The sequence below is a fragment of the Enterococcus sp. LJL98 genome (assembly GCF_054871745.1).
This window is the reverse complement of the sequence record NZ_JBTXLU010000001.1, coordinates 433,753-455,233: the sequence shown is the minus strand read 5'-3', so window position 1 is coordinate 455,233 and position 21,481 is coordinate 433,753. Positions and strand designations below refer to the sequence as shown.

Annotated in this window: 20 protein-coding genes and 1 riboswitch; all 20 genes read left to right on the top strand. The window is 39.6% G+C overall.

Annotated features, from left to right (window positions below; genetic code table 11):
* Nucleotides 1-2: 2 nt before the first annotated feature.
* Nucleotides 3-1,259 (top strand): phosphoribosylamine--glycine ligase, encoded by a 1,257-nt coding sequence (gene purD / locus ACYSNO_RS02120; protein ID WP_461729409.1) that lies wholly within the window; start codon nt 3-5, stop codon nt 1,257-1,259.
* A gap of 162 nt (nt 1,260-1,421) precedes the next feature.
* A complete protein-coding gene (locus ACYSNO_RS02115) occupies nt 1,422-2,336 on the top strand; it encodes an aldo/keto reductase (RefSeq protein WP_461729408.1) in 915 nt (304 codons plus the stop codon).
* A gap of 146 nt (nt 2,337-2,482) precedes the next feature.
* Nucleotides 2,483-3,460, top strand: a complete 978-nt coding sequence (guaC, locus tag ACYSNO_RS02110) for a GMP reductase (protein ID WP_461729708.1) — start codon at nt 2,483-2,485, stop codon at nt 3,458-3,460.
* A gap of 148 nt (nt 3,461-3,608) precedes the next feature.
* Complete coding sequence (gene wecB, locus ACYSNO_RS02105) at nt 3,609-4,739, top strand: non-hydrolyzing UDP-N-acetylglucosamine 2-epimerase (protein ID WP_461729407.1); 1,131 nt, start codon at nt 3,609-3,611, stop codon at nt 4,737-4,739.
* A 119-nt stretch (nt 4,740-4,858) separates the two neighbouring features.
* Nucleotides 4,859-5,031: riboswitch (M-box (ykoK) riboswitch) on the top strand.
* A gap of 185 nt (nt 5,032-5,216) precedes the next feature.
* Complete coding sequence (mgtA, locus tag ACYSNO_RS02100) at nt 5,217-7,811, top strand: magnesium-translocating P-type ATPase (protein WP_461729406.1); 2,595 nt, start codon at nt 5,217-5,219, stop codon at nt 7,809-7,811.
* Nucleotides 7,812-8,269: 458 nt separating this feature from the next.
* The gene (gene pdhA / locus ACYSNO_RS02095) at nt 8,270-9,376 is read left to right on the top strand and encodes a pyruvate dehydrogenase (acetyl-transferring) E1 component subunit alpha (RefSeq protein WP_461729405.1); all 1,107 of its coding nucleotides are present in this window, start codon (nt 8,270-8,272) and stop codon (nt 9,374-9,376) included.
* A 3-nt stretch (nt 9,377-9,379) separates the two neighbouring features.
* Nucleotides 9,380-10,357: an alpha-ketoacid dehydrogenase subunit beta gene (locus ACYSNO_RS02090; protein ID WP_461729404.1), complete on the top strand. Its 978-nt coding sequence runs from the start codon at nt 9,380-9,382 to the stop codon at nt 10,355-10,357.
* A 32-nt stretch (nt 10,358-10,389) separates the two neighbouring features.
* A complete protein-coding gene (locus ACYSNO_RS02085; RefSeq protein WP_461729403.1) occupies nt 10,390-11,997 on the top strand; it encodes a dihydrolipoyllysine-residue acetyltransferase in 1,608 nt (535 codons plus the stop codon).
* A 7-nt stretch (nt 11,998-12,004) separates the two neighbouring features.
* Complete coding sequence (lpdA, locus tag ACYSNO_RS02080) at nt 12,005-13,411, top strand: dihydrolipoyl dehydrogenase (RefSeq protein ID WP_461729402.1); 1,407 nt, start codon at nt 12,005-12,007, stop codon at nt 13,409-13,411.
* A 182-nt stretch (nt 13,412-13,593) separates the two neighbouring features.
* Nucleotides 13,594-14,388, top strand: coding sequence for an SPFH domain-containing protein (locus tag ACYSNO_RS02075; RefSeq protein WP_461729707.1), 795 nt, complete (start codon nt 13,594-13,596; stop codon nt 14,386-14,388).
* Between the two features lie 302 nt (nt 14,389-14,690).
* Nucleotides 14,691-14,966 carry a UPF0223 family protein gene (locus ACYSNO_RS02070; protein ID WP_461729401.1) on the top strand — a complete coding sequence of 92 codons (276 nt, stop codon included), beginning with the start codon at nt 14,691-14,693 and terminating at the stop codon, nt 14,964-14,966.
* A 4-nt stretch (nt 14,967-14,970) separates the two neighbouring features.
* The gene (locus ACYSNO_RS02065) at nt 14,971-15,741 is read left to right on the top strand and encodes an inositol monophosphatase family protein (RefSeq protein ID WP_461729400.1); all 771 of its coding nucleotides are present in this window, start codon (nt 14,971-14,973) and stop codon (nt 15,739-15,741) included.
* Nucleotides 15,742-15,853: 112 nt separating this feature from the next.
* Nucleotides 15,854-16,381 (top strand): YqeG family HAD IIIA-type phosphatase, encoded by a 528-nt coding sequence (locus ACYSNO_RS02060; RefSeq protein ID WP_461729706.1) that lies wholly within the window; start codon nt 15,854-15,856, stop codon nt 16,379-16,381.
* Entirely contained in the window at nt 16,378-17,487 is a 1,110-nt protein-coding gene (gene yqeH / locus ACYSNO_RS02055; RefSeq protein WP_461729399.1) for a ribosome biogenesis GTPase YqeH, read from the top strand. Before ACYSNO_RS02060 ends, yqeH begins: the two co-directional genes overlap by 4 nt.
* 10 nt (nt 17,488-17,497) lie before the next feature.
* Entirely contained in the window at nt 17,498-17,809 is a 312-nt protein-coding gene (gene yhbY, locus ACYSNO_RS02050) for a ribosome assembly RNA-binding protein YhbY (protein WP_461729398.1), read from the top strand.
* 22 nt (nt 17,810-17,831) lie between these two features.
* Nucleotides 17,832-18,464 (top strand): nicotinate-nucleotide adenylyltransferase, encoded by a 633-nt coding sequence (locus ACYSNO_RS02045; RefSeq protein WP_461729397.1) that lies wholly within the window; start codon nt 17,832-17,834, stop codon nt 18,462-18,464.
* Complete coding sequence (yqeK, locus tag ACYSNO_RS02040) at nt 18,457-19,047, top strand: bis(5'-nucleosyl)-tetraphosphatase (symmetrical) YqeK (protein ID WP_461729396.1); 591 nt, start codon at nt 18,457-18,459, stop codon at nt 19,045-19,047. Before ACYSNO_RS02045 ends, yqeK begins: the two co-directional genes overlap by 8 nt.
* 27 nt (nt 19,048-19,074) lie before the next feature.
* The gene (gene rsfS, locus ACYSNO_RS02035) at nt 19,075-19,416 is read left to right on the top strand and encodes a ribosome silencing factor (protein WP_461729705.1); all 342 of its coding nucleotides are present in this window, start codon (nt 19,075-19,077) and stop codon (nt 19,414-19,416) included.
* A 1-nt stretch (nt 19,417) separates the two neighbouring features.
* On the top strand, nt 19,418-20,149 hold the full coding sequence (locus ACYSNO_RS02030) for a class I SAM-dependent DNA methyltransferase (RefSeq protein WP_461729395.1): 732 nt from the start codon (nt 19,418-19,420) through the stop codon (nt 20,147-20,149).
* Between the two features lie 80 nt (nt 20,150-20,229).
* Nucleotides 20,230-21,396 carry a nucleotidyltransferase gene (locus tag ACYSNO_RS02025; protein WP_461729394.1) on the top strand — a complete coding sequence of 389 codons (1,167 nt, stop codon included), beginning with the start codon at nt 20,230-20,232 and terminating at the stop codon, nt 21,394-21,396.
* Nucleotides 21,397-21,481: the final 85 nt, after the last annotated feature.

The following is a 21,481-nucleotide window of genomic DNA, read 5'->3' as shown; positions in this document are numbered from 1 at the left end:
AGATGAAACTATTAATCATTGGTAGTGGGGGTCGTGAACATGCTTTATCGAAGAAGCTTTTAGAAGACGACAAAGTAACAACGGTCTATTGTGCCAAAGGAAATCCTGGTATGAAGCGTGATGGAATCGAGATTGTTGATATTGCGGAAGACGATCATCCGTCGTTGATTCAATTTGCAAAAGATAAGGGGATTGCTTGGACCTTTGTTGGACCGGAAGTTCCCTTGTTAAATGGAATTGTAGATGACTTTCAAGCAGCAGGTCTTAAAATATATGGTCCGAATCAAGCCGCTGCTTTCATTGAAGGTTCAAAAGAGTTTGCAAAGGAATTAATGACAGAAATGGGAATTCCGACAGCTGCCTATGAAACTTTTTCTGATTTTGAAGCAGCCAAAACCTATGTTTTATCCCAAGGTGCACCTATTGTGATTAAAGCAGATGGATTGGCAGCAGGTAAAGGGGTCGTTGTCGCTGAAACGGTTGATGAAGCGATAGCCGCTTTGCGTGAAATGCTTGAAGAGCAAAAGTTTGGTGAAAGTAGTGCCCGTGTGGTAATTGAAGAGTTTCTAGTAGGGGAAGAATTTTCTTTGTTAGCCTTTGTTGATGGTGATTGCGTCTATCCGATGGTAATTGCTCAAGATCATAAGCGGGCTTACGATGGTGATCAAGGGCCGAACACCGGTGGGATGGGTGCTTATACTCCGGTCCCACAAATTCCTGAATCGATGGTCGAACAAGCAGTGAAAGAGGTTTTGTATCCGACAGTCCAAGGAATGATTCTGCGTGGGACGCCGTATCATGGCATTTTGTATGCGGGATTAATCGCTACGACAGACGGACCAAAAGTCATTGAATTCAATGCGCGCTTTGGCGATCCGGAAACACAAGTCGTTTTAGCTCGTTTAAATAGTAGTTTAGCAGATATTATTTCCGATTTAATTGCCCATCGAACACCAAAAATCGAATGGAACAATCAAGCATCCGTCGGAGTAGTCGTTGCTGCCTCAGGTTATCCTGTAGCAAATGAGACAAAAGGTGTGTTTGTACCAAATTTAGAAGATGAAAACACAGCAGTCTTTTATGCGGGGGTAGCAGAAAATGAGGGGACACTTGTTTCAAATGGTGGCCGTGTGTTGTTAGTTGAAGGTCATGCAGCGACGATAGCAAAAGCGCAAGAAAAAGTTTACCGCGCGTTAGAAAAATTGGAAACCAAAGAATTGTTTTATCGTCAAGATATTGGGCATAAAGCATTGACTTAAAAGAAAAACGCAAATGATCCTTGCTTGTTATGGGGTGTCATTTGTGTTTTTTTATTTGTGAAATTGTCGCGTTTTCAGTCATCTGTGGTAAAATAAGTATGTGGTTTTTTAGGAAATCATTCGAGTGTTTTAAAAGAGCTACTTGAAAGAAGGAGGATATAAATGAAACAAGTAAAATTTGGTCAAACCGAAAGGAACGTACCATCGATTATCTTAGGATGTATGCGAATTCTTTCAACAGATAGTCCTGTGAAAGTCTTAGAAACAGCGGTCGAAGAAGGGGTCACTTTCTTTGATCATGCAGATATTTATGGAGCAGGAGAATGTGAGTCAATCTTTGGGAAAGCTTTAAAAGACAGTTCTTTGAAGCGGGAAGAGTTATTTATTCAATCAAAATGTGGCATTGTCCCTGGTGAAATGTTTGATTTTTCAAAAGAGCATATTATGGACGCGGTAGAAGGAAGTTTAAAGCGTCTGCAAATTGAACAGCTCGATGCCTTGTTGCTGCATCGACCAGATACTCTTTTTGAGCCTGAAGAAGTGGCGGAAGCTTTTGATTTATTAGAAGCTCAAGGAAAAGTGAAATATTTTGGCGTTAGTAACCAAAAACCAGGTCAAATTGAATTATTAAAAAAATATGTCCGCCAACCACTTGTGGCCAACCAATTGCAATTCGGGATAAAACATACAGAAATGATTGATCAAGGGTTTCATGTAAATATGAGCGATGCGGCTGCGGTTGATCGAGATGGGGAAATTTTAGAATATTCTCGAATCAATGACATGACGATTCAAGCGTGGTCACCTTATCAATACGGATTTTTTGAAGGGGTTTTTATTGGTCACGAGAAATTTCCGGAACTTAATCAAACCTTGCGTGAAATGGCGGAAAAATATGGAACGACGCCAACAGGGATTGCTTCGGCTTGGATTCTAAGACACCCAGCGAATATGCAAGTGATTATTGGTACAATGAATCTACAACGAATTCAAGAAATTGCCCAAGCTTCTGAAATCCAGTTATCACGAAGAGATTGGTATGCTATTTATTTGGCGGCAGGGAATGTTTTGCCTTAAACACGAACAATCGAAGGTGCTCATTTGAAAGAAAGGGTAATCTTCTTGCATTTTCTGAAAATATCGGCTAAAGTATCTAGGGCGTCAACAAAAGCCCAATCATTTTTAAGTTAAGAAAATTTGAGAGGATGTTTTCGATGTTTGATATGCAAGTCTTTGATTATGAGGATATTCAGTTAGTTCCAAATAAGTGTATTGTGAGTAGTCGTTCGGAGTGTGACACAACAGTAAAATTGGGGAATCACACTTTTAAAATGCCTGTTGTTCCCGCAAATATGCAAACGATTGTCGATGAGTCAATTGCTGAGTTCCTAGCAGAAAAAGGCTATTTCTATATAATGCACCGTTTTGATGAAGAAGGAAGAATTCCTTTTATCAAAAAAATGCGCGAAAAAGGCCTAATTGCTTCCATTAGTGTTGGAGTAAAAGAATATGAATATGCTTTTGTCGAGAAATTAGCATCAGAAAATGTTGTTCCTGATTATATTACAATTGATATCGCTCACGGGCATTCGACAGCCGTGATTAATATGATTCAACACATTAAAAAAATTATTCCTCAAACTTTTGTCATTGCTGGAAACGTTGGAACACCAGAAGCAGTTCGTGAATTAGAAAATGCTGGAGCAGATGCAACGAAAGTTGGGATTGGTCCAGGAAAAGTTTGTATTACAAAATTAAAAACAGGTTTTGGTACAGGTGGTTGGCAATTAGCGGCGTTACGTTGGTGTGCAAAAGCAGCTCGTAAACCAATTATTGCAGATGGTGGCATTCGTACGCATGGCGACATCGCGAAATCAGTTCGTTTTGGAGCGTCCATGGTTATGATTGGTTCCTTGTTTGCAGGACATGATGAGTCTCCAGGTGAAACCATTGTGCAAGATGGCGTTGTGATGAAAGAATACTTTGGTTCAGCATCTGAATTTCAAAAAGGTGAAAAGAAAAACGTCGAAGGTAAGAAAATTTGGGTAAAACACAAAGGTTCTTTAGAAGATACGTTAGTTGAAATGCAACAAGATTTACAATCATCCATTTCCTATGCGGGAGGAAAAGATTTAGAAGCAATCCGCAAAGTGGATTACGTGATTGTGAAAAACTCAATCTTTAATGGTGATACGATTTAAATCAAAAAAAGAGTAGGAGGTGTGACGCTAGTCATAGCTCCTATTTTTTCATAAAGCGATGTAGGAAGGGTTCCGTCTATTTTTCCTGTAGGATCAAACAAACTTTGTTATAATAAAATAGAAGAAGACTAAAGGAGTGAGGATAGAAATGGCAATTAAAGTGTTTTCTGTATTTGGTACACGACCAGAAGCAATCAAAATGGCCCCGTTAATCAAAGCTCTCGAAGCTGATTCTCGGTTTGAGTCAAAAGTAGTTGTCACAGGACAGCATCGCGAAATGCTCGATCAAGTATTGGCTATTTTTGCAATTCAACCAGACTACGATCTAGCGGTGATGTCGGAGAACCAGACCTTAACAGAGATTACAACGAAGGTGCTTGTTGCCTTAGAACCAATTTTACAAGAAGAACAGCCTGATTTACTGCTTGTACATGGCGATACAACGACAACCTTTGCTGCGAGCCTGGCTGCATTTTATCAACAAATCAAAATCGGACATGTAGAAGCAGGTTTACGGACATGGAATAAAAATAATCCCTTCCCGGAAGAAGCCAATCGTCAAATGGTTGACTGTCTGGCGGATTTTTATTTTGCGCCGACACAAAAAAGTCGAGCGAATTTATTACAAGAAAATCAGCCTGCTGACAAGATTTTCATTACAGGGAATACAGCTGTTGATGCAATGCAATATACGGTGAAAAGTTCTTATACTTCCAATTTATTTGATTTGGCTGGTAAAAAGAATATTGTCTTAACGATGCATCGTCGCGAAAATTTGGGGGCACCTATGCAATCTGTCTTTAAAGCGGTTAAGCGCATTGCCTTGGAGTTTCCTGATTACACCATCATTTTCCCGATGCATAAAAATCCTAAAGTTCGCCAATTGGCAAAAGTGGAACTGGGACATTTGACAAACGTTCAATTAATCGAACCATTGGATGTGGTTGATTTTCACAATTTACTTGCACGAAGCTATTTGATTTTAAGTGATTCAGGTGGGGTTCAAGAAGAAGCCCCTTCTTTAGGCGTTCCTGTCTTGGTTTTAAGGGAAACAACGGAGCGACCAGAGGGGATTGATGCAGGGACGCTTAAATTAGTTGGAACATCCGAAGAGGTGGTGTATCAAGAAACCAAAGAGTTTATTTGTAATCGCGCTGCATATGAAAAAATGGCCCAGGCGAAAAATCCGTATGGTGATGGTCAAGCCAGCCAACGGATTTTGAGGATAATTGCTGATTTTTATCATTCAGGCGCAGTGGAATCGCAATCAAACAAGTAGTTGAACGGTTTTTTACCAAAGATGATGTTCGAAAAAAGAGGAGTGTCGCGAAGAAAACGACATTTCTTCTCTTTAGTCATTTGACAAGCAATGAAATCATCGTTATAGTGATAAGTGAAGTAAATAATTGTTAGGTGAGGCTCCTATAAAGAAACAAGCTGCTGCCGCGAAAGTATCGAGAGATTCTTAGTTGGTTAACAGGGATGGTCGCGAAGGTCATTCATAATGCAGCTGATAAGCAATACTGCTTGTCTACGCTTTATAGTGCTAAAGCTCAACGATGACTATGTTGCCGTGATAAACGCATACTCATTGTTTGAGTGTGCGTTTTTTTTCGTCTCACCAGAAACAAGAAAGGCGGTCGATGAAATGGACAATCCAAGTCCCAGTCCCAATTCACAGAAAAAGGATCAAATGATTCAACTGTTAGGAGGACCTAAACGAGAATCCTAACGAAAAAAGTAGGAGGTCTATCGGATGTTGAAGAAACCAGAATTAAAAGAACAAGAATTAAAGAAATTGGCGCTGCTATCGGAGCGTGAATTGTACATGGAGTTACGCTCGTCTCCTCAAGGGCTATCTGAAGAGGATGCAAAAGAGCGGCTAGAGGAATATGGTCCAAATAAAATTAATGCAGAAAAACCAACACCTGCATGGTTGATTTTTCTCTCGGCATTTAAAGATGCCTTTGTCCTAGTTTTATCCGGGCTAATGATTGTTTCCTATTTGGTGAAAGACTATGAAGCGGCAATTGTTATGGCGGTGATGATTTTTGCGAGCGTTAGTATTACGTTTGTACAAAATTACCGTTCACAAAAAGCAAGTGAAGCTTTAAAAGAGTTAATTGAAAATACATGTGGCGTGATTCGAAATAATGAATTGAAAGAAATACCAATGGACGAAGTGGTCCCTGGTGATATTGTCAATTTAGCAACGGGTGATATGATTCCAGCCGATGCGGTCTTAATTTGGACGAATGATTTATTCGTCAATCAATCTTCACTCACGGGCGAATCTATGCCAGTAGAGAAATTTACAGAAGCAGGGATTGAAAAAAATAATCAAGAAATTTCTGCTTTAGACATGCAAGATTTAGTTTTTATGGGGACCGATGTTTTAAGCGGTCAAGGGAAAGCAATTATTTTAAAAACCGGTCAAAATACTTTCTTTGGTGATATTGCTAAAAATGCAACGAAAAAACGTGGGCGGACAACCTTCGATGATGGCTTGATTCGTGTCAGCAAGTTACTGTTGCGGATGGTTCTGGTACTGTTCCCAATTGTCTTTTTATTAAATGGGCTAACCAAAGGAGATTGGAGCGCAGCCTTTTTCTTTGCGATTGCTGTTGCAGTAGGGTTAACTCCTGAAATGTTGCCAATGATTGTAACGAGTAATTTAGCCAAAGGTGCCTTATCGCTGTCACGCGAAAAGGTGATTGTAAAGGAATTGCCCTCCATTCAAAACTTAGGAAGTATGGATGTTTTATGTACGGATAAGACAGGAACGATTACCGAAGACCGAGTGGTTTTAGTGCAACATTTGAACCCCTTGGGAGAAGATAATGAAGAAGTTTTAAATGTTGCTTATTTAAATTCTTCGTATCAAACGGGTTGGAAAAACTTGATGGACATCGCTGTAATTAATTATTTTGAAGAAAATAATGTTCAATTGCCTTATCAAAAAATTGAAAAAATTGATGAAATTCCATTTGATTTTTCTCGTCGCCGTTTAACGGTAGTGGTAGAAGCCGACGGACACCAATTAATGATTACGAAAGGTGCCGTAGAAGAGATGGAAGAGGTCTGTTCACATGTGAAAATTGATGGAGAAGTTATGGTCATTACGGATGAACTACGCGATCAAATGCGTCGCGTCAACCGTCGATTAAATGAGCAGGGAATGCGGGTGCTGACGGTTGCCACGCGTCAAGATGCGCACAGTGATGCAATTTATTCTGTTGCGGATGAAAAAGAAATGACCATTGTTGGTTTCATGGGCTTTTTAGATCCGGCGAAAAAAAGTGCAGGTACGGCGATTAAATCCTTACAAGGTCATGGCGTGAACGTGAAAGTCTTAACCGGAGATAATGAAATTGTTGCGCAAAAAGTTTGTAGCGATGTTGGCATTGATGCAGAACGTTTCCTATTAGGAACCGATGTGGATGCCATGTCTATGGAAGAGTTAGCTTTAGCTGCAGAAGAAGTGAATTTATTTGCGAAGTTGCATCCTATGCAAAAATCACGGATCATTGAAGCCATTCAAAGCAAAGGACATACAGTTGGTTTTATGGGTGATGGAATTAATGATGCGCCTGCACTACGCATGGCAGATGTTGGGATTTCAGTTGATACGGCAGCCGATATCACAAAGGATGCCAGTTCAATTATCCTATTAGAAAAAAGTTTAGATGTATTAGATCATGGAGTGGTTGAAGGACGGCGCGTTTTTAGTAACATCATGAAGTATATTAAAATCACGATTAGTTCAAACTTCGGGAATGTTTTCTCTATTTTAGCGGCGAGTGCCTTTTTACCATTCCTACCGATGCTATCGATTCAATTGCTCGTACAAAACCTCATCTACGGGATTGCACAATTAACGATTCCTTGGGATAATGTTGACGAAGAGGAGTTAGCAACACCTGTTAAATGGCAAATCGGCGGCTTACTCAAGTTTACACTTTATATAGGACCGGTAAGTAGTATCTTTGATATCTTGGCCTTTGTTATTTTGTGGAATGTCTTTTCAGCGAACACCGTAGCCGAGCAATCATTCTTCCAAGCGGGTTGGTTTATGATTGGTTTAGTAACACAGGTTTTAGTTGTTCATGTAGTACGTACAAAGAAAATGCCTTTTATCCAAAGTGTCGCTTCGTTCCCTGTTATACTATCTAGTTTAGCTGCGGTGGGTGCTGCTTTTGCGATTATCCTAACCCCCTTACGTCAATTGTTTGATTTTGCTGCCTTGCCAATGACTTATTGGGTTTGGTTTGTTGGAATTGTGATTGCGTACTTAATCACGTTAGAGCTGTCCAAACGAATTTACATTCATTTTACGAAAGAATGGTTATAAAATGAGACAGTCATGAGAAAAAAGGGAATAAAATGAAAAAAAGAAACAGCTTCTTTGGGAAATCAAAGAAGAACTGTTTCTTTTTTTTCTTATTCTGTCTTATAAAGAGAATCAAAAAGAGCGAATTGCCTTTTAATGTGTTTCGCTTCACATTTAAAAATTTGATGAAAAAGAATAGAACATCAAAGGTTCCCTTTTGATACAAGCGTTTTTACTGTATTATTTTAAATTCAGAAAAAGAAACACAAGTAACGTTGTGACGTTGTTCACGAATGAATCTTTTCAGAATACGTCTTTTCATGATACCAAAAGGATTTCTTTGAAACTTATTACTTGTCTTTTTTTCTTAAAAGTGATAATTTATTAGTGTAATTGATAATAACAGTGGTACAGAAAAAGACTGCTGTTGCAATTTAACAAATAGAAAGAACTTATTTAAGAGAGGAAAGTGTGACAAGATGGCAAAGAATAAAACAATTGACTTCCAAGCGTTACTTGACAAGGCACATTCGGATTTCCCGATGTATCAAGCATTAGACAAAGATGGGAAAGTAGTAAACGAAGCGTTAGTACCAGATCTATCAGATGATGAATTAGTAGAGTTAATGACTCGTATGGTGTGGTCTCGCGTGTTGGACCAACGTTCAACTGCATTAAATCGTCAAGGCCGTCTAGGATTCTTCGCTCCAACTGCTGGACAAGAAGCAAGTCAATTAGCAAGTCATTTTGCTTTTGAAAAAGACGACGTATTATTACCAGGTTACCGTGATGTACCACAATTAATTAAACACGGTTTACCATTATCACAAGCATTCCTATGGTCTCGTGGACATGCAGCAGGTAACTACTATGAAGAGGATTTAAAAGCATTACCTCCACAAATTATTATTGGAGCACAATACGTTCAAGCAGCTGGAGTAGCATTAGGCTTGAAAATGCGTAACAAACCAAACGTTGCATTTACTTATACAGGTGACGGTGGTTCTTCTCAAGGAGATTTCTATGAAGGAATTAACTTCGCGGGTGCTTACAAAGCAAATGCCGTTTTCTTCATTCAAAATAATGGTTTTGCGATTTCAACACCTCGCGAAAAACAATCTGCAGCTGTTACTTTAGCGCAAAAAGCAGTTGCTGCTGGAATTCCTGGTATCCAAGTTGATGGAATGGATCCATTAGCAATGTATACTGTAACTAAAATGGCTCGTGAGTGGTCTGTTGCTGGTAACGGTCCAGTCTTAATTGAAGCGATGACTTACCGTTATGGTGCACATACTTTATCAGGTGATGATCCAACCCGTTACCGTTCAAAAGAAATGGACGATGAGTGGGTAGCAAAAGATCCTTTAATTCGTTTCCGTAACTATCTAGAAGCAAAAGGTTTATGGAGTGAAGAAAAAGAAAACGAAATTATCGAACAAACAAAAGAAGAAATCAAAGAAGCAATTGCAGAAGCAGACAAGCAACCAAAACAAAAAGTTTCTGATTTCTTAAAATCAATGTTCGAAGTTCAACCACAAAACATTAAAGAGCAAATTGAAATATTTGAAGCGAAGGAGTCGAAATAAACAATGGCACAAAAAACAATGATTCAAGCAATCACAGATGCACTTGCTTGTGAGTTAGCTGCTGATGAAAACGTAGTAATGTTCGGTGAAGACGTTGGTAAAAACGGAGGGGTATTCCGTGCAACAGAAGGCCTGCAAGAAAAATTCGGTGAAGACCGTGTATTTGATACGCCTTTAGCAGAATCAGGAATTGCTGGTTTAGCATTTGGATTAGCTTTAGAAGGTTTCCGTCCTGTTCCAGAATTACAATTCTTTGGTTTTGTTTTTGAAGCAATGGATGAAGTGGTTGCTCAAATGGCTCGTACTCGTTACCGTATGGGTGGTACGCGTCAATTACCAATTACAATTCGTTCACCATTTGGTGGTGGCGTACATACACCAGAACTACACTCAGATAACTTAGAAGGTTTAATTGCGCAATCACCAGGTATCCGTGTCGTTATTCCATCAAATCCATATGACGCAAAAGGGTTATTGATTGCTTCAATTAGAAGTAACGATCCTGTTGTTTTCTTAGAGCATATGAAACTTTATCGTTCTTTCCGTGAGGAAGTGCCAGAAGAAGCATATGAAGTGCCATTAGATAAAGCAGGTATCACTCGTGAAGGAAAAGATGTTTCAATTATCACTTATGGTGCAATGGTTCGTGAAGCAATCAAGGCAGCAGAAGTTTTAGAAAAAGAAAACATTGATGTTGAAATCATCGACTTACGTACGGTAGCACCTTTAGACTTAGAAACAATTATTGCATCTGTTGAAAAAACAGGTCGCGTCGTTGTTGTTCAAGAAGCTCAAAAACAAGCAGGTGTTGGCGCACAAGTAGCTGCTGAAATCGCAGAACGCTCAATTCTTTCTTTAGAAGCTCCAATCGGTCGTGTTTCTGCTCCGGATACAGTATTCCCATTCGGACAAGCAGAAAGTGCATGGTTACCGAATGCAAAAGATATTGAAGATAAAGTAAGAGAAATCGCAAACTTCTAAGATAGCGATGACGAGAAAGGGAGATAGCAAACATGGCATTTCAATTTAGACTACCAGACATTGGTGAAGGAATCGCAGAAGGCGAAATCGTAAAATGGTTCGTAAGCGTTGGCGATACAATCAATGAAGATGATACACTATTAGAAATTCAAAATGATAAATCCGTTGAAGAGATTCCGTCTCCGGTAACTGGGAAAGTAACAAATATTGTTGTTGCAGAAGGTGTGGTCGCAAACGTGGGCGATGTGTTGATTGAAATCGATGCACCTGGCCATGAAGACAATGATGCACCAGCAGTTGAAGCAACCCCTGCTCCAGCAGAAGTTGCTGCTGCGCCGGCTGCAGCAAGTGCAGGCGTATTCCAATTCAAATTACCAGACATTGGTGAAGGAATTGCAGAAGGTGAAATCGTAAAATGGTTCGTAAGTGTTGGCGATACGGTTAAAGAAGATGATACGATTCTAGAAGTTCAAAATGACAAATCCGTTGAAGAGATTCCATCTCCAGTTACTGGTACTGTAACAAATATTGTTGTCGCAGAAGGCGTTGTTGCAAATGTTGGTGATGTATTAATTGAAATTGATGCACCTGGCCATAACAATGCAACTTCAGTTGTTGCAGAAGCAGCAGCTCCAGTAGCAGCAGCAACACCAGCAGCTCCAGCAACACCAGCTGTAGCATCAGGTAAACCAAGTAAAAATGTTTTAGCAATGCCATCTGTACGTCAATTTGCGCGTACAAATGATGTGGATATTACTTTAGTGACGCCAACTGGTAAAGGCGGCCGTGTCACAAAAGAAGATATTCAAACATTCTTAGCTGGTGGTGCAGTTGAAGCAAGTGCGCCTGTAGCAGTTGAAGCAGCAGCTCCGAAAGCAACAACGGAAACTGCCGCACCGAAAGCAGCGCCACAACCATTCCAATCAAACTTAGTTGAAATGGAAACGCGTGAGAAATTAACACCAATGCGTAAAGCCATTTCTAAAGCGATGGTGAACAGCAAACATACAGCACCTCACGTGACCTTACATGACGAAGTGGAAGTTTCAAACTTATGGGATCAACGTAAGAAATTTAAAGACGTTGCTGCAGCACAAGATACGAAGTTAACTTTCTTACCATATGTTGTAAAAGCATTAACAGCAACAATGAAGAAATTCCCAGTTATGAACGCTTCAATTGACGATGCAACACAAGAAGTGGTTTACAAAAACTACTACAATATCGGTATTGCAACAGATACTGCACATGGATTATATGTACCTAACGTAAAAGATGCTGACCGTAAAGGATTGTTTGCTATTGCAGATGAAATTAATGGAAAAGCAGCATTAGCGCACGAAGGAAAATTAGCTGCAGAAGATATGCGTAATGGTACAGTTACAATCAGTAACATTGGTTCTGTAGGTGGAGCATTCTTCACGCCAATCATTAACTACCCAGAAGTAGCAATCTTAGGTGTTGGAACAATCGCTCAACAACCGGTTGTGAATGCAGAAGGCGAAATTGTTGTGGGTCGCGTAATGAAATTATCATTAAGCTTTGACCACCGTATTGTTGATGGAGCAACTGCTCAATTAGCAATGAACAATATTAAACGTCTGTTAGCAGATCCAGAGTTATTATTAATGGAAGGATGATAAACACATGGTAGTTGGAGATTTCGCTTTAGAATTAGATACAGTTGTAATCGGTTCGGGACCTGGTGGCTATGTAGCTGCCATCCGTGCCGCTCAAATGGGCCAAAAAGTAGCAATTATTGAAAGAGAATACATCGGAGGCGTTTGTTTAAACGTTGGATGTATCCCTTCGAAAGCGTTAATTGCTGCAGGTCACCATTACCAAGAGTCATTAAACTCTCAAATGTTTGGTGTCACAGCAAAAGATGTGACCTTGGACTTTGCACAAACACAAGAGTGGAAAGACAACGGTGTAGTGAACAAATTAACTTCAGGGATTGGTTTCTTACTAAAGAAAAACAAGGTAGAAATCATTGAAGGGGAGGCTTTCTTTGTTGACGATAAAACATTACGCGTCATCACTGAAGATGCGGCACAAACGTATGAATTCAAGAATGCGATTGTTGCAACAGGTTCTCGTCCAATTGAAATTCCAGGTTTTAAATTTAAAGGCCGTGTAATTGATTCCACTGGTGGACTAAACTTAAAAGAAGTTCCTAAAAAATTAGTCATCATTGGTGGTGGCGTAATCGGAGCTGAATTAGGTGGCGCTTATGCAAACTTAGGTTCAGAAGTAACGATCTTAGAAGGTTCACCACAAATTCTACCAACTTATGAAAAAGATATGGTAAAAGTAGTGGAAGATGACTTCAAGAAAAAAGGCGTTACAATTGTGACGAAAGCAATGGCGAAAGAAGCAGTTGATAACGGTGAGGATGTAACAGTCACTTATGAAGTGGATGGAAAACAAGAAACGATTACTGCTGACTATGTAATGGTAACAGTTGGTCGTCGTCCAAATACGGATGATATGGGCTTAGAATTAGCTGGTGTAGAAATCGGCGAACGCGGATTAGTCCCAGTTGACAAACAAGGTCGTACAAATGTAGCAAATATCTATGCAATTGGTGATATCGTACCAGGAGCTGCTTTAGCACATAAAGCGAGCTATGAAGCGAAAATTGCTGCAGAAGCTATTTCAGGTAAAAAAGTTGAGGTAGACTACAAGGCAATGCCTGCAGTAGCCTTTACAGATCCTGAGTTGGCATCCGTTGGTTTAACCATTGCAGAAGCAAAAGAACAAGGAATTGAAGCGAAAGCAGTTAAATTCCCGTTTGCTGGTAATGGACGTGCATTATCTTTAGGTAAATCTGAAGGATTCATCCGTCTAGTTACAACAGTGGAAGATCATGTCATCATTGGCGCGCAAATTGCTGGTGTTGGTGCTTCTGATATGGTATCTGAATTGGCTTTAGCAATCGAATCTGGCATGAACGCAGAAGACATCGCTTTAACAATTCATCCACATCCATCCCTAGGAGAAATCGTAATGGATGCAGCAGAATTAGCTTTAGGCTTACCAATTCACGCTTAAGATATTCTGTTAAAAAGCTTTCTAGTAGCTTATGCTATTAGGAAGCTTTTTTTTAGTAAATTGAAAAAAATAAAAGAAAATTTCTTGAAACGATTGAAAAAATAGGTCATAATAATAGTTATAAAATTTGATGAATGAAGAAAAGAGTGAAATGAAGAATGACCAAGAATGATAAGAATAACATGGTTAAAACAAGTCTCTTTGTAATATTGTTCGCAATAATTGCGACAGCAGGAGCCTTCTTATTTTTTGAAAAAATTGAAAATGGGTATGTAGGTGTCCGCTATTCAATCAATGGCGGCGTTCGTGATGAAACGCTAGGGCAAGGAATTAAGTTTGTCGGTTTAGATAAAGTGACCCAGTATCCGATTCGACTCCAAACCATTCAAGCAGAAAATTTATCAATTGCGACATCCGATGGGAAGAAAACAGCAGTCAGTATTAAATATGATTATAAAATCGATCCGACTAAAACTTCAGCGATGTATAAAGAGTTTGGCAACATCACCTCAGAAGACATTGAAGAAGGTTGGGTGAAATCAAAGTTGCAAAAAGAGGCTCGCGAAGTCTATTCTGAGTACACCATACTAGATATTTTATCTGGAAAATCTTCAGAAGCAGAAGCAAAATTATTAGAAAATTTTTCGAAAGCAGTTGAAACAAAAGGCTTCGTTGTGGAAGATGTAACTGTTGGCGTACCAGAAATTGATGAAGAAACACAAAAATCAATTGATGCGATCGTGTTATCGGGACAAGAAAATGAAAAAGCGAAACTAGATGCAGAAACAAAAAAAACACAGGCAGATGCAAAAGCTTATGAAATTACGAAGCAAGCAGAAGCAGAGGCGGCAGCGAATAAAAAAATCGCGGAATCGGTGACAGAAAATTTGATAAAATATGAAGAGGCGCAAGCCCGGAAAGAACACGGATGGGTTACTGTAAATGGGGCAAATGCCGTTATTAAAGATGGTGAGTAACCATGTTGTTTTTTATTCTTCGGTTTTTTATCTTAATGCTAGGAGCCGGTTATCTATTGATTTTCCTACGTAAAATGAAGCAACAAAGAAAGAGTAAAGAAAAGGAGCAAAATCACTGCGCTTCACAAGAAGGCGAAGACTGGTCTGATTTTTAATAAGAAACGGAGCTTTTCTAACGTTGCATCGTTAGAAAAGCTTTTTTAGATGCTGGTCATTTTCAAAATGTCCGTTCTTGCTTTGATTCTTTTTGTTTCTAAACTATGGTAAACTAAAAGTAAGAAAAACTGTAAAGGAAGTAGACGATGAAAGATTATGCTTATCCGTTAGATATAGAGTGGAGTACAGAGGAAATGATTCGGGTGATGGACTTATGGTCGGCCTTAGAGCAAGCTTACGAACAAGGGATTTCGAATCAAGAATTTTTGAAAAAATATCAGTTATTTAAAACAGTTGTTAAAAGCATTGGTGAAGAAAGACGAATTGGGAAAGACTTTGAACTGATTTCAGGCTATTCCCTTTATCAAGCCGTAAAAACAGCGAAAAATAATGAGAAAATGACATTAAGGATGAAAGGGTGAGAAAATGCAGATTTTAATTAACGAGGTCAAACGCTGGATGACAGAAGCGGGAGAAAAGCTCAAATACGCTTTGCAGGAAAAGGCTCTGGTTGTTCAAACGAAGACGAGTCGGATGGATTTAGTCACGAATTTAGATCGTGAAATTCAGAATTTTTTAATTAAAGAAATTGAAGCTTTTGATCCGGCCACGAAGATTCTTGCTGAAGAAAATGGACGAGATTCGCTGGATGATTTTTCCGGTCGTGTCTATATCATCGATCCAATTGACGGGACGATGAATTTTGTCTTAGAGGGTGAAAACTTTTGTATTATGTTGGCGGTTTATGAAAAAGGTCAAGGCATCTTAGGCTTTGTCTATAATGTGATGAAAGGCGAATTTTTATGGGGAGGACCGAGCATTGGTGTCTACATTAATGAAGAGCGAGTAGAAATGCCAGTTGACTTACCATTAGAAGCAGGGTTGCTGGGAGTGAATACCGCCATGTACCGTGAGAATTATGCGAATGTCCAGAAGGTATCGAACCATTCGATGGGCGTACGGATGTCTGGCTGTGCGGGAGTAGAGCTGGTTCATCTTGTCATGGGGCGCCGTGTAGGGTACATCTCCAACCTCGCTCCTTGGGATTATGCTGCAGGTGGTGTTTTGCTTCAAACTTTTGGCATGAAAATGTCACAACTTGATGGCGCGCCGCTGAATCTAAATGGTCGAGTCCCTTTTTTAGCTGCCACACCGACTGCCTATCAACAAATCTTAGCAATGACCCAAGAAAAATAAGAATAATGAAGAAAACAATCGTTAGAACTTTTTTTTAGAGGCTGTTTGTTGTATAATCAAGGATTGAAGAGTGAGAAGGAAGCTCTTGATTGTTTTTATTAAAGGAGAAAATATGTTTTTAAAATACAAGCCAACTTGGATGTTAGAAGCCATCTATCAAATTACACCTGAACAGCTCGCTCAACACGGAATCAAAGCCGTCTTAGCTGATTTAGACAATACTTTGATTGCTTGGAATAATCCAAATGGGACCGAAGAATTACGCCTCTGGTTAGAGAAAATGGCAACTGCGGGCATACCAGTAATTGTCGTATCGAATAATAATCACGATCGGGTAGAAAAAGCGCTGGAAGCATTGGAGCTTGATTTTATTCCTCGTGCACTAAAACCTTTTCCAAAAGGAATTCATCAAGCACTAAAAAAATTAAAGCTGTCTGAAAGAGAAGTCATTATGGTCGGCGATCAATTAATGACAGATATTCGAGCGGCACATGGCGCAGGAGTGCGTAGTGTACTAGTCAAACCAGTCATTCCAACGGATAGCTGGAAAACACAGTTCAATCGATTTGTCGAACGACGAGTAATGAAACAACTCAAAAAACAAAACCCAGAAATGAAATGGCAAGGGGAGTTAAAATGACAGAAAAAATCCAATGTATTGGTTGTGGCGTTACGATTCAAACGAAAGATAAAACAGCAATTGGGTATACCCCAGATTCTGCTTTAGCTAAAGGACTGGAATCCGGCGAGGTTTATTGTCAAAGATGTTTCCGTCTGCGTCACTATAATGAAATTCAAGATGTTGCTTTGACCGATGATGATTTTCTTCGTCTTTTAAATGAAATTGGAGAAAAAGAAGCATTGATCGTCAACGTGGTCGATATTTTCGATTTTAACGGCTCGTTAATTCCAGGCTTGCATCGTTTTGTGGGTGACAACCCTGTCTTACTTGTCGGCAATAAAGTCGATGTGTTACCAAAGTCTTTAAAGGCACCAAAAATGATTCAGTGGATGCGAGAACGTGCACATGAAGTTGGCTTACGTCCCGTGGATGTTTTGCTAACGAGTGCCAAAAAGCCCCAAGAGCTGCACCATTTGCTTGATACGATTGAAAAACACCGTCAAGGAAAAGATGTCTATGTTGTCGGTGTGACCAATGTCGGCAAGTCCACGTTAATTAATCAAATTATTAAACAATCTTCTGGAATTCAAGAGTTAATCACGACTTCTCGTTTTCCTGGAACAACATTAGATAAAATTGAAATCCCCTTGGATGATGGCCAATCTTTAATTGATACACCAGGAATTATTCATCGCCATCAAATGGCTCACTATCTTGGTGAAAAAGATTTGAAAATTGTGACGCCACATAAAGAAATCAAACCAAAAACCTATCAATTGAACCCCGAACAAACCTTATTTTTAGGGGGGCTTGCAAGGTTTGATTTTATTCAAGGAGAAAGAAGTTCTTTTGTAGCGTACTTATCCAATGATTTAGCCATCCATCGGACAAAATTAGAAAAAGCAGATGCTTTTTATGAAAAACATCGAGGTGGGCTGTTACAGCCGCCACGTCCCAATGAGGTCGAAGACTTTCCGGAATTGGTACGTTATGAATTTTCGATTAAAGAAAAAACCGATATCGTTTTTTCTGGTTTGGGATGGATTACAATTGCAAAACCATGCGTAGTCGCTGGTTGGGCTCCTAAAGGGGTCGCTGTATTAAAAAGAAAAGCGTTAATATAAGGAGAAAATAATGGCATTAAGCGGAAAACAAAAAAGATTTTTACGGAGTCAAGCGCACCATTTAAACCCGATTTTTCAAGTAGGAAAAGGCGGCGTAAATGAGGCAATGGTCCACCAAATTGGTGAGGCGCTAGAAAAGAGAGAACTCATTAAAATTAGTCTCTTACAAAATACGGATGAAACACCAGAAGAAGTCACTCAAGTACTTGAAGAGGCTTTGAAATGTCGTGTAGTCCAAACAATCGGTAAGGTTTTGGTGGTCTATAAACCATCGATGACCGATAAATACCGGAATTTGTCACTTGAAGTAAACAAAATTTAATGAAAGGATGAGAATGGGAGGGATGAAAAATCAATATCAAGCATTGTCTTTTGCACAAACAGAAAAAAAAATTCTAGGCAAGCGAAAACAAATTGGTCTTTTAGGTGGTTCTTTCAATCCCGTTCACTTAACTCATCTGATTGCCGCCGATCAAGTCGGACATGCATTAGGCTTAGAGAAAGTTTTACTCATGCCTTCTTTTATCCCACCGCATATTGATGTAAAAACGGCAATTGCTGCTGAACATCGTCTGGCGATGCTGGAGCGTGCGATTGAGAACAATCCGCTTTTAGGCATCACAGATATCGAAATTCAACGGGAGGGAACAAGTTATACTTACGATACCATGGTGGCTTTGAGGGAACAAAATCCCGATACCGATTATTTTTTTATTATTGGTGGTGACATGGTAGAGTACTTGCCTAAGTGGCATCGAATAGACGAACTGATGCAACTTGTTCAGTTTGTAGGGATTCAGCGTCCGGGTTATCCAAAGGAAACCAATTACCCGATTATTTGGGTCGACGTCCCATCAACGGAAATTAGCTCAACGATGATTCGTCAAAAAATTGCACAAGGATGCTCGGTTCGTTACTTCTTACCTGAAAGTGTGATACACTATATTCAAGAAAAGGGGTTATATTTGCATGATTGATTGGACAAACGATACAAAAGAAACCAGAATTCAACTGATGCAAAAGGTCCAAATGCAGATGAGTGAGGTACGCTTTAAGCATGTGTTAGGCGTTGAACAAACCGCTGTTGCACTTGCCGAGAAATATGGTTGTTCAGTCAAAAAAGCGAGCATCGCGGCACTCGTACATGATTATGCCAAAGAACGTAGTGACGATGAATTTCGTTCTCTCATTGAAGAAAAAAACTTTGATCCAGCATTATTACAATGGGGAAACGCCATTTGGCATGGCATCATAGGCGCGTACCTAGTGGAACATGAATTAGGTATTCAGGATGAAGAAATTTTACAAGCAGTACGCGTGCATACAACAGGTGCCAAAGAAATGAGTGTCCTCGATAAAATTTTGTATGTTGCCGATTACATTGAGCCAGGTCGAACTTTTCCCGGTGTAGCAAAAGCGAGAACTTTGGCAGAGGTCGATCTTGACCAAGCGGTAGCTTATGAAACCCAGCAAACATTATTGTATCTGATTGAGAGAAAATACCCGATTTACCCGAAAACGATTGAAACGTATAATCGCTGGGTAACGAAACAAATATAGGAGGAGATTATCATAGAAAGTAAGCAGATTTTAGAGATTGCTGTAAAAGCCGCCGATAGTAAACGGGCGGAAGATCTATTAGCGTTAGACGTTAGAGAAGTATCATTATTAGCCGATTATTTTTTCATTTGTTCTGCAAATACAGAACGTCAAATTTCCGCAATTGTTGATGCGATTATTGAAGAAGAACAAAAAGCCCAAGTGCAAGTTAAGCGAGTGGAAGGAAAAGAAGGCGGGAAATGGATCTTGATTGACTTAGGCGATGTCGTGGTTCATGTCTTTAGTACTTCGGAACGTTCATTCTATAATTTAGAAAAATTATGGTCGGATGCACCACTTGTTTCGATCACTGATTGGATTGACGAGTAAAATGGCTGCATACGAAACCTTTGCCTTTGTGTATGATGAGGTCATGGACACAAGTCTCTACCAACGTTGGTTAGATTTTTCTTTGCGACATCTAGCAGGAAAAAAACAAATTTTAGAGTTGGCTTGTGGGACAGGGGCCTTGGCTGTTGAATTTGCAAAAAATGATTTTGATGTGACGGCGCTGGATCTTTCGGAAGAAATGTTAATGATCGCTAGTGGACGGGCACAAGAGAATGAAGTAGCGATTCAATTTGTTGCAGGTGATATGCTTGATTTAGCCGATATAGGTACTTATCAAGCAGTCACTTGTTTTTCTGATTCGCTTTGTTATATGCAAAGCGAACAAGAAATTCAACAAGTGTTTGATGAAGTCTATCAAGTAATTGAAGATGAGGGGATCTTTATTTTTGACGTTCACTCAACGTATCAAGTGGACGAAGTATTCCCCAGCTACAGTTATCATTACCAAACAGAGGAGTTTGCTTTTTTGTGGGATAGTTATCCTGGAGAGGAGCAGCATAGCATCGAACATTTTTTAACTTTTTTTGTTCAGGAGGAAAACGGCAAATTTGTTCGTGAAGATGAACTTCATCGCGAACGAACCTACCCGTTAAAAACCTACTTATTAATGTTAGAAAACGCAGGCTTTCAACAGGTCTCAACTTATGCAGATTTCATTGATAGTGAGCCAAATGAAAAAAGCCGTCGATGGTTTTTTGTTTGTCATAAATAATAGGAGGAAGATGGGAAAAAGTTCAGGACACTTTTTCTCATTTTTTTCTTCCGAAAATAGATAAAAGAGGAGGCGAGTCGATGAAAGCTTGTGGTCTAGTGGTCGAGTACAATCCTTTTCATAACGGGCACCGATACCATGCCAAAAAAGCACGTGAAGTTTCTCAGGCAGAAGTCGTCGTTGCTGTCATGAGCGGGAATTTTTTACAAAGAGGAGAACCAGCCATTTTAGATAAGTGGCGGCGCGCGGAAGCTGCTTTGGAAAATGGCGTTGACCTAGTCGTTGAACTACCTATTGAATGGGCTGTGCAATCCGCTGATTTTTTTGCAGAAGGGGCGATCGCGCTGTTACAAGCATTGGCTTGTGAGAGTTTTTGTTTTGGTACGGACCGTGAGACACCTTTTGATTATGCGACCTTTGGTAAATTTGTAAGAGCCAATCAAGCCGACATTGATCGGTACTTTCAAGAAAATCATCAGAAGAATCAATCTTATCCTGAAAAAATGGCGCAAACACTGGGACATTTTTTCCCAGAAGCACCAATTCTTGAAGGACCAAATCATCTTTTAGGGATGAGTTATAGTATCGCCAATGCTCATTATCCGCAACCGATGAGGATGCATCCGATTCAGAGGATTCAAGCAGCCTATCACTCGGAGGAAATTCGGGGAGAAATTGCAAGTGCCACTGCCATTCGTCGAGGGGTTGCTGAAAATGCGAAGATCGCAGATGTTGTACCGCTTAAAACAGCAAAAGATTTAGAAGATTATCAAGTGACTTGGCAAGATTTTTGGCCTTTCTTGAGGTATCAACTAAAGGTAATGCCATTAAAAAAAATGCGAGAAATTTACCAAATGGTTGAAGGATTAGAATACCGATTAAAAGAGGCGGCAAAAACGGCGGATGATTTTGAGACATTTATTCAAACGGTCAAGACAAAACGTTACTCGCAAGCGCGATTGCAACGATTATGTACCTATGTTTTACTAGGGATTACACAAGAGGAGGTTCATGGGGCTTGGGATAAAAAACATCTAAGCGTTTTGGGCATGAACGAAAAAGGAAAAGCTTACTTAAAACAAATAAAAAAATCTTGTCCCTACCCCATTCTCTCACGCATTGGAAAAAAAGAAGGACAAACCTATGACTTGACAGTCCGTTGCGATACGATTTATGCGCTGGCAAACGACCAAATTTTTGAACAAAATTACGGCCGATCTCCGATTATAAAAAAACAAAAGGCGTAAAAAATGCTTCACAGAACACCGATTGGCAAGTATAATAATAAAGGATGATTCCCCAATGCTGAGTCATTGGAAATTAGTAGAAAGA

What these genes read in the sequence shown, in the direction of transcription:
- wecB (WP_461729407.1), top strand. Translation starts at nt 3,609, where the DNA reads ATGGCAATTAAAGTGTTTTCTGTATTTGGTACACGACCAGAAGCAATC.
- yhbY (WP_461729398.1), top strand. Translation starts at nt 17,498, where the DNA reads ATGGCATTAAGCGGAAAACAAAAAAGATTTTTACGGAGTCAAGCGCAC.
- ACYSNO_RS02065 (WP_461729400.1), top strand. Translation starts at nt 14,971, where the DNA reads ATGCAGATTTTAATTAACGAGGTCAAACGCTGGATGACAGAAGCGGGA.
- yqeK (WP_461729396.1), top strand. Translation starts at nt 18,457, where the DNA reads ATGATTGATTGGACAAACGATACAAAAGAAACCAGAATTCAACTGATG.
- ACYSNO_RS02030 (WP_461729395.1), top strand. Translation starts at nt 19,418, where the DNA reads ATGGCTGCATACGAAACCTTTGCCTTTGTGTATGATGAGGTCATGGAC.
- ACYSNO_RS02075 (WP_461729707.1), top strand. Translation starts at nt 13,594, where the DNA reads ATGGTTAAAACAAGTCTCTTTGTAATATTGTTCGCAATAATTGCGACA.
- ACYSNO_RS02070 (WP_461729401.1), top strand. Translation starts at nt 14,691, where the DNA reads ATGAAAGATTATGCTTATCCGTTAGATATAGAGTGGAGTACAGAGGAA.
- yqeH (WP_461729399.1), top strand. Translation starts at nt 16,378, where the DNA reads ATGACAGAAAAAATCCAATGTATTGGTTGTGGCGTTACGATTCAAACG.
- purD (WP_461729409.1), top strand. Translation starts at nt 3, where the DNA reads ATGAAACTATTAATCATTGGTAGTGGGGGTCGTGAACATGCTTTATCG.
- ACYSNO_RS02115 (WP_461729408.1), top strand. Translation starts at nt 1,422, where the DNA reads ATGAAACAAGTAAAATTTGGTCAAACCGAAAGGAACGTACCATCGATT.
- ACYSNO_RS02090 (WP_461729404.1), top strand. Translation starts at nt 9,380, where the DNA reads ATGGCACAAAAAACAATGATTCAAGCAATCACAGATGCACTTGCTTGT.
- ACYSNO_RS02045 (WP_461729397.1), top strand. Translation starts at nt 17,832, where the DNA reads ATGAAAAATCAATATCAAGCATTGTCTTTTGCACAAACAGAAAAAAAA.
- ACYSNO_RS02060 (WP_461729706.1), top strand. Translation starts at nt 15,854, where the DNA reads ATGTTTTTAAAATACAAGCCAACTTGGATGTTAGAAGCCATCTATCAA.
- mgtA (WP_461729406.1), top strand. Translation starts at nt 5,217, where the DNA reads ATGTTGAAGAAACCAGAATTAAAAGAACAAGAATTAAAGAAATTGGCG.
- guaC (WP_461729708.1), top strand. Translation starts at nt 2,483, where the DNA reads ATGCAAGTCTTTGATTATGAGGATATTCAGTTAGTTCCAAATAAGTGT.
- pdhA (WP_461729405.1), top strand. Translation starts at nt 8,270, where the DNA reads ATGGCAAAGAATAAAACAATTGACTTCCAAGCGTTACTTGACAAGGCA.
- ACYSNO_RS02025 (WP_461729394.1), top strand. Translation starts at nt 20,230, where the DNA reads ATGAAAGCTTGTGGTCTAGTGGTCGAGTACAATCCTTTTCATAACGGG.
- lpdA (WP_461729402.1), top strand. Translation starts at nt 12,005, where the DNA reads ATGGTAGTTGGAGATTTCGCTTTAGAATTAGATACAGTTGTAATCGGT.
- ACYSNO_RS02085 (WP_461729403.1), top strand. Translation starts at nt 10,390, where the DNA reads ATGGCATTTCAATTTAGACTACCAGACATTGGTGAAGGAATCGCAGAA.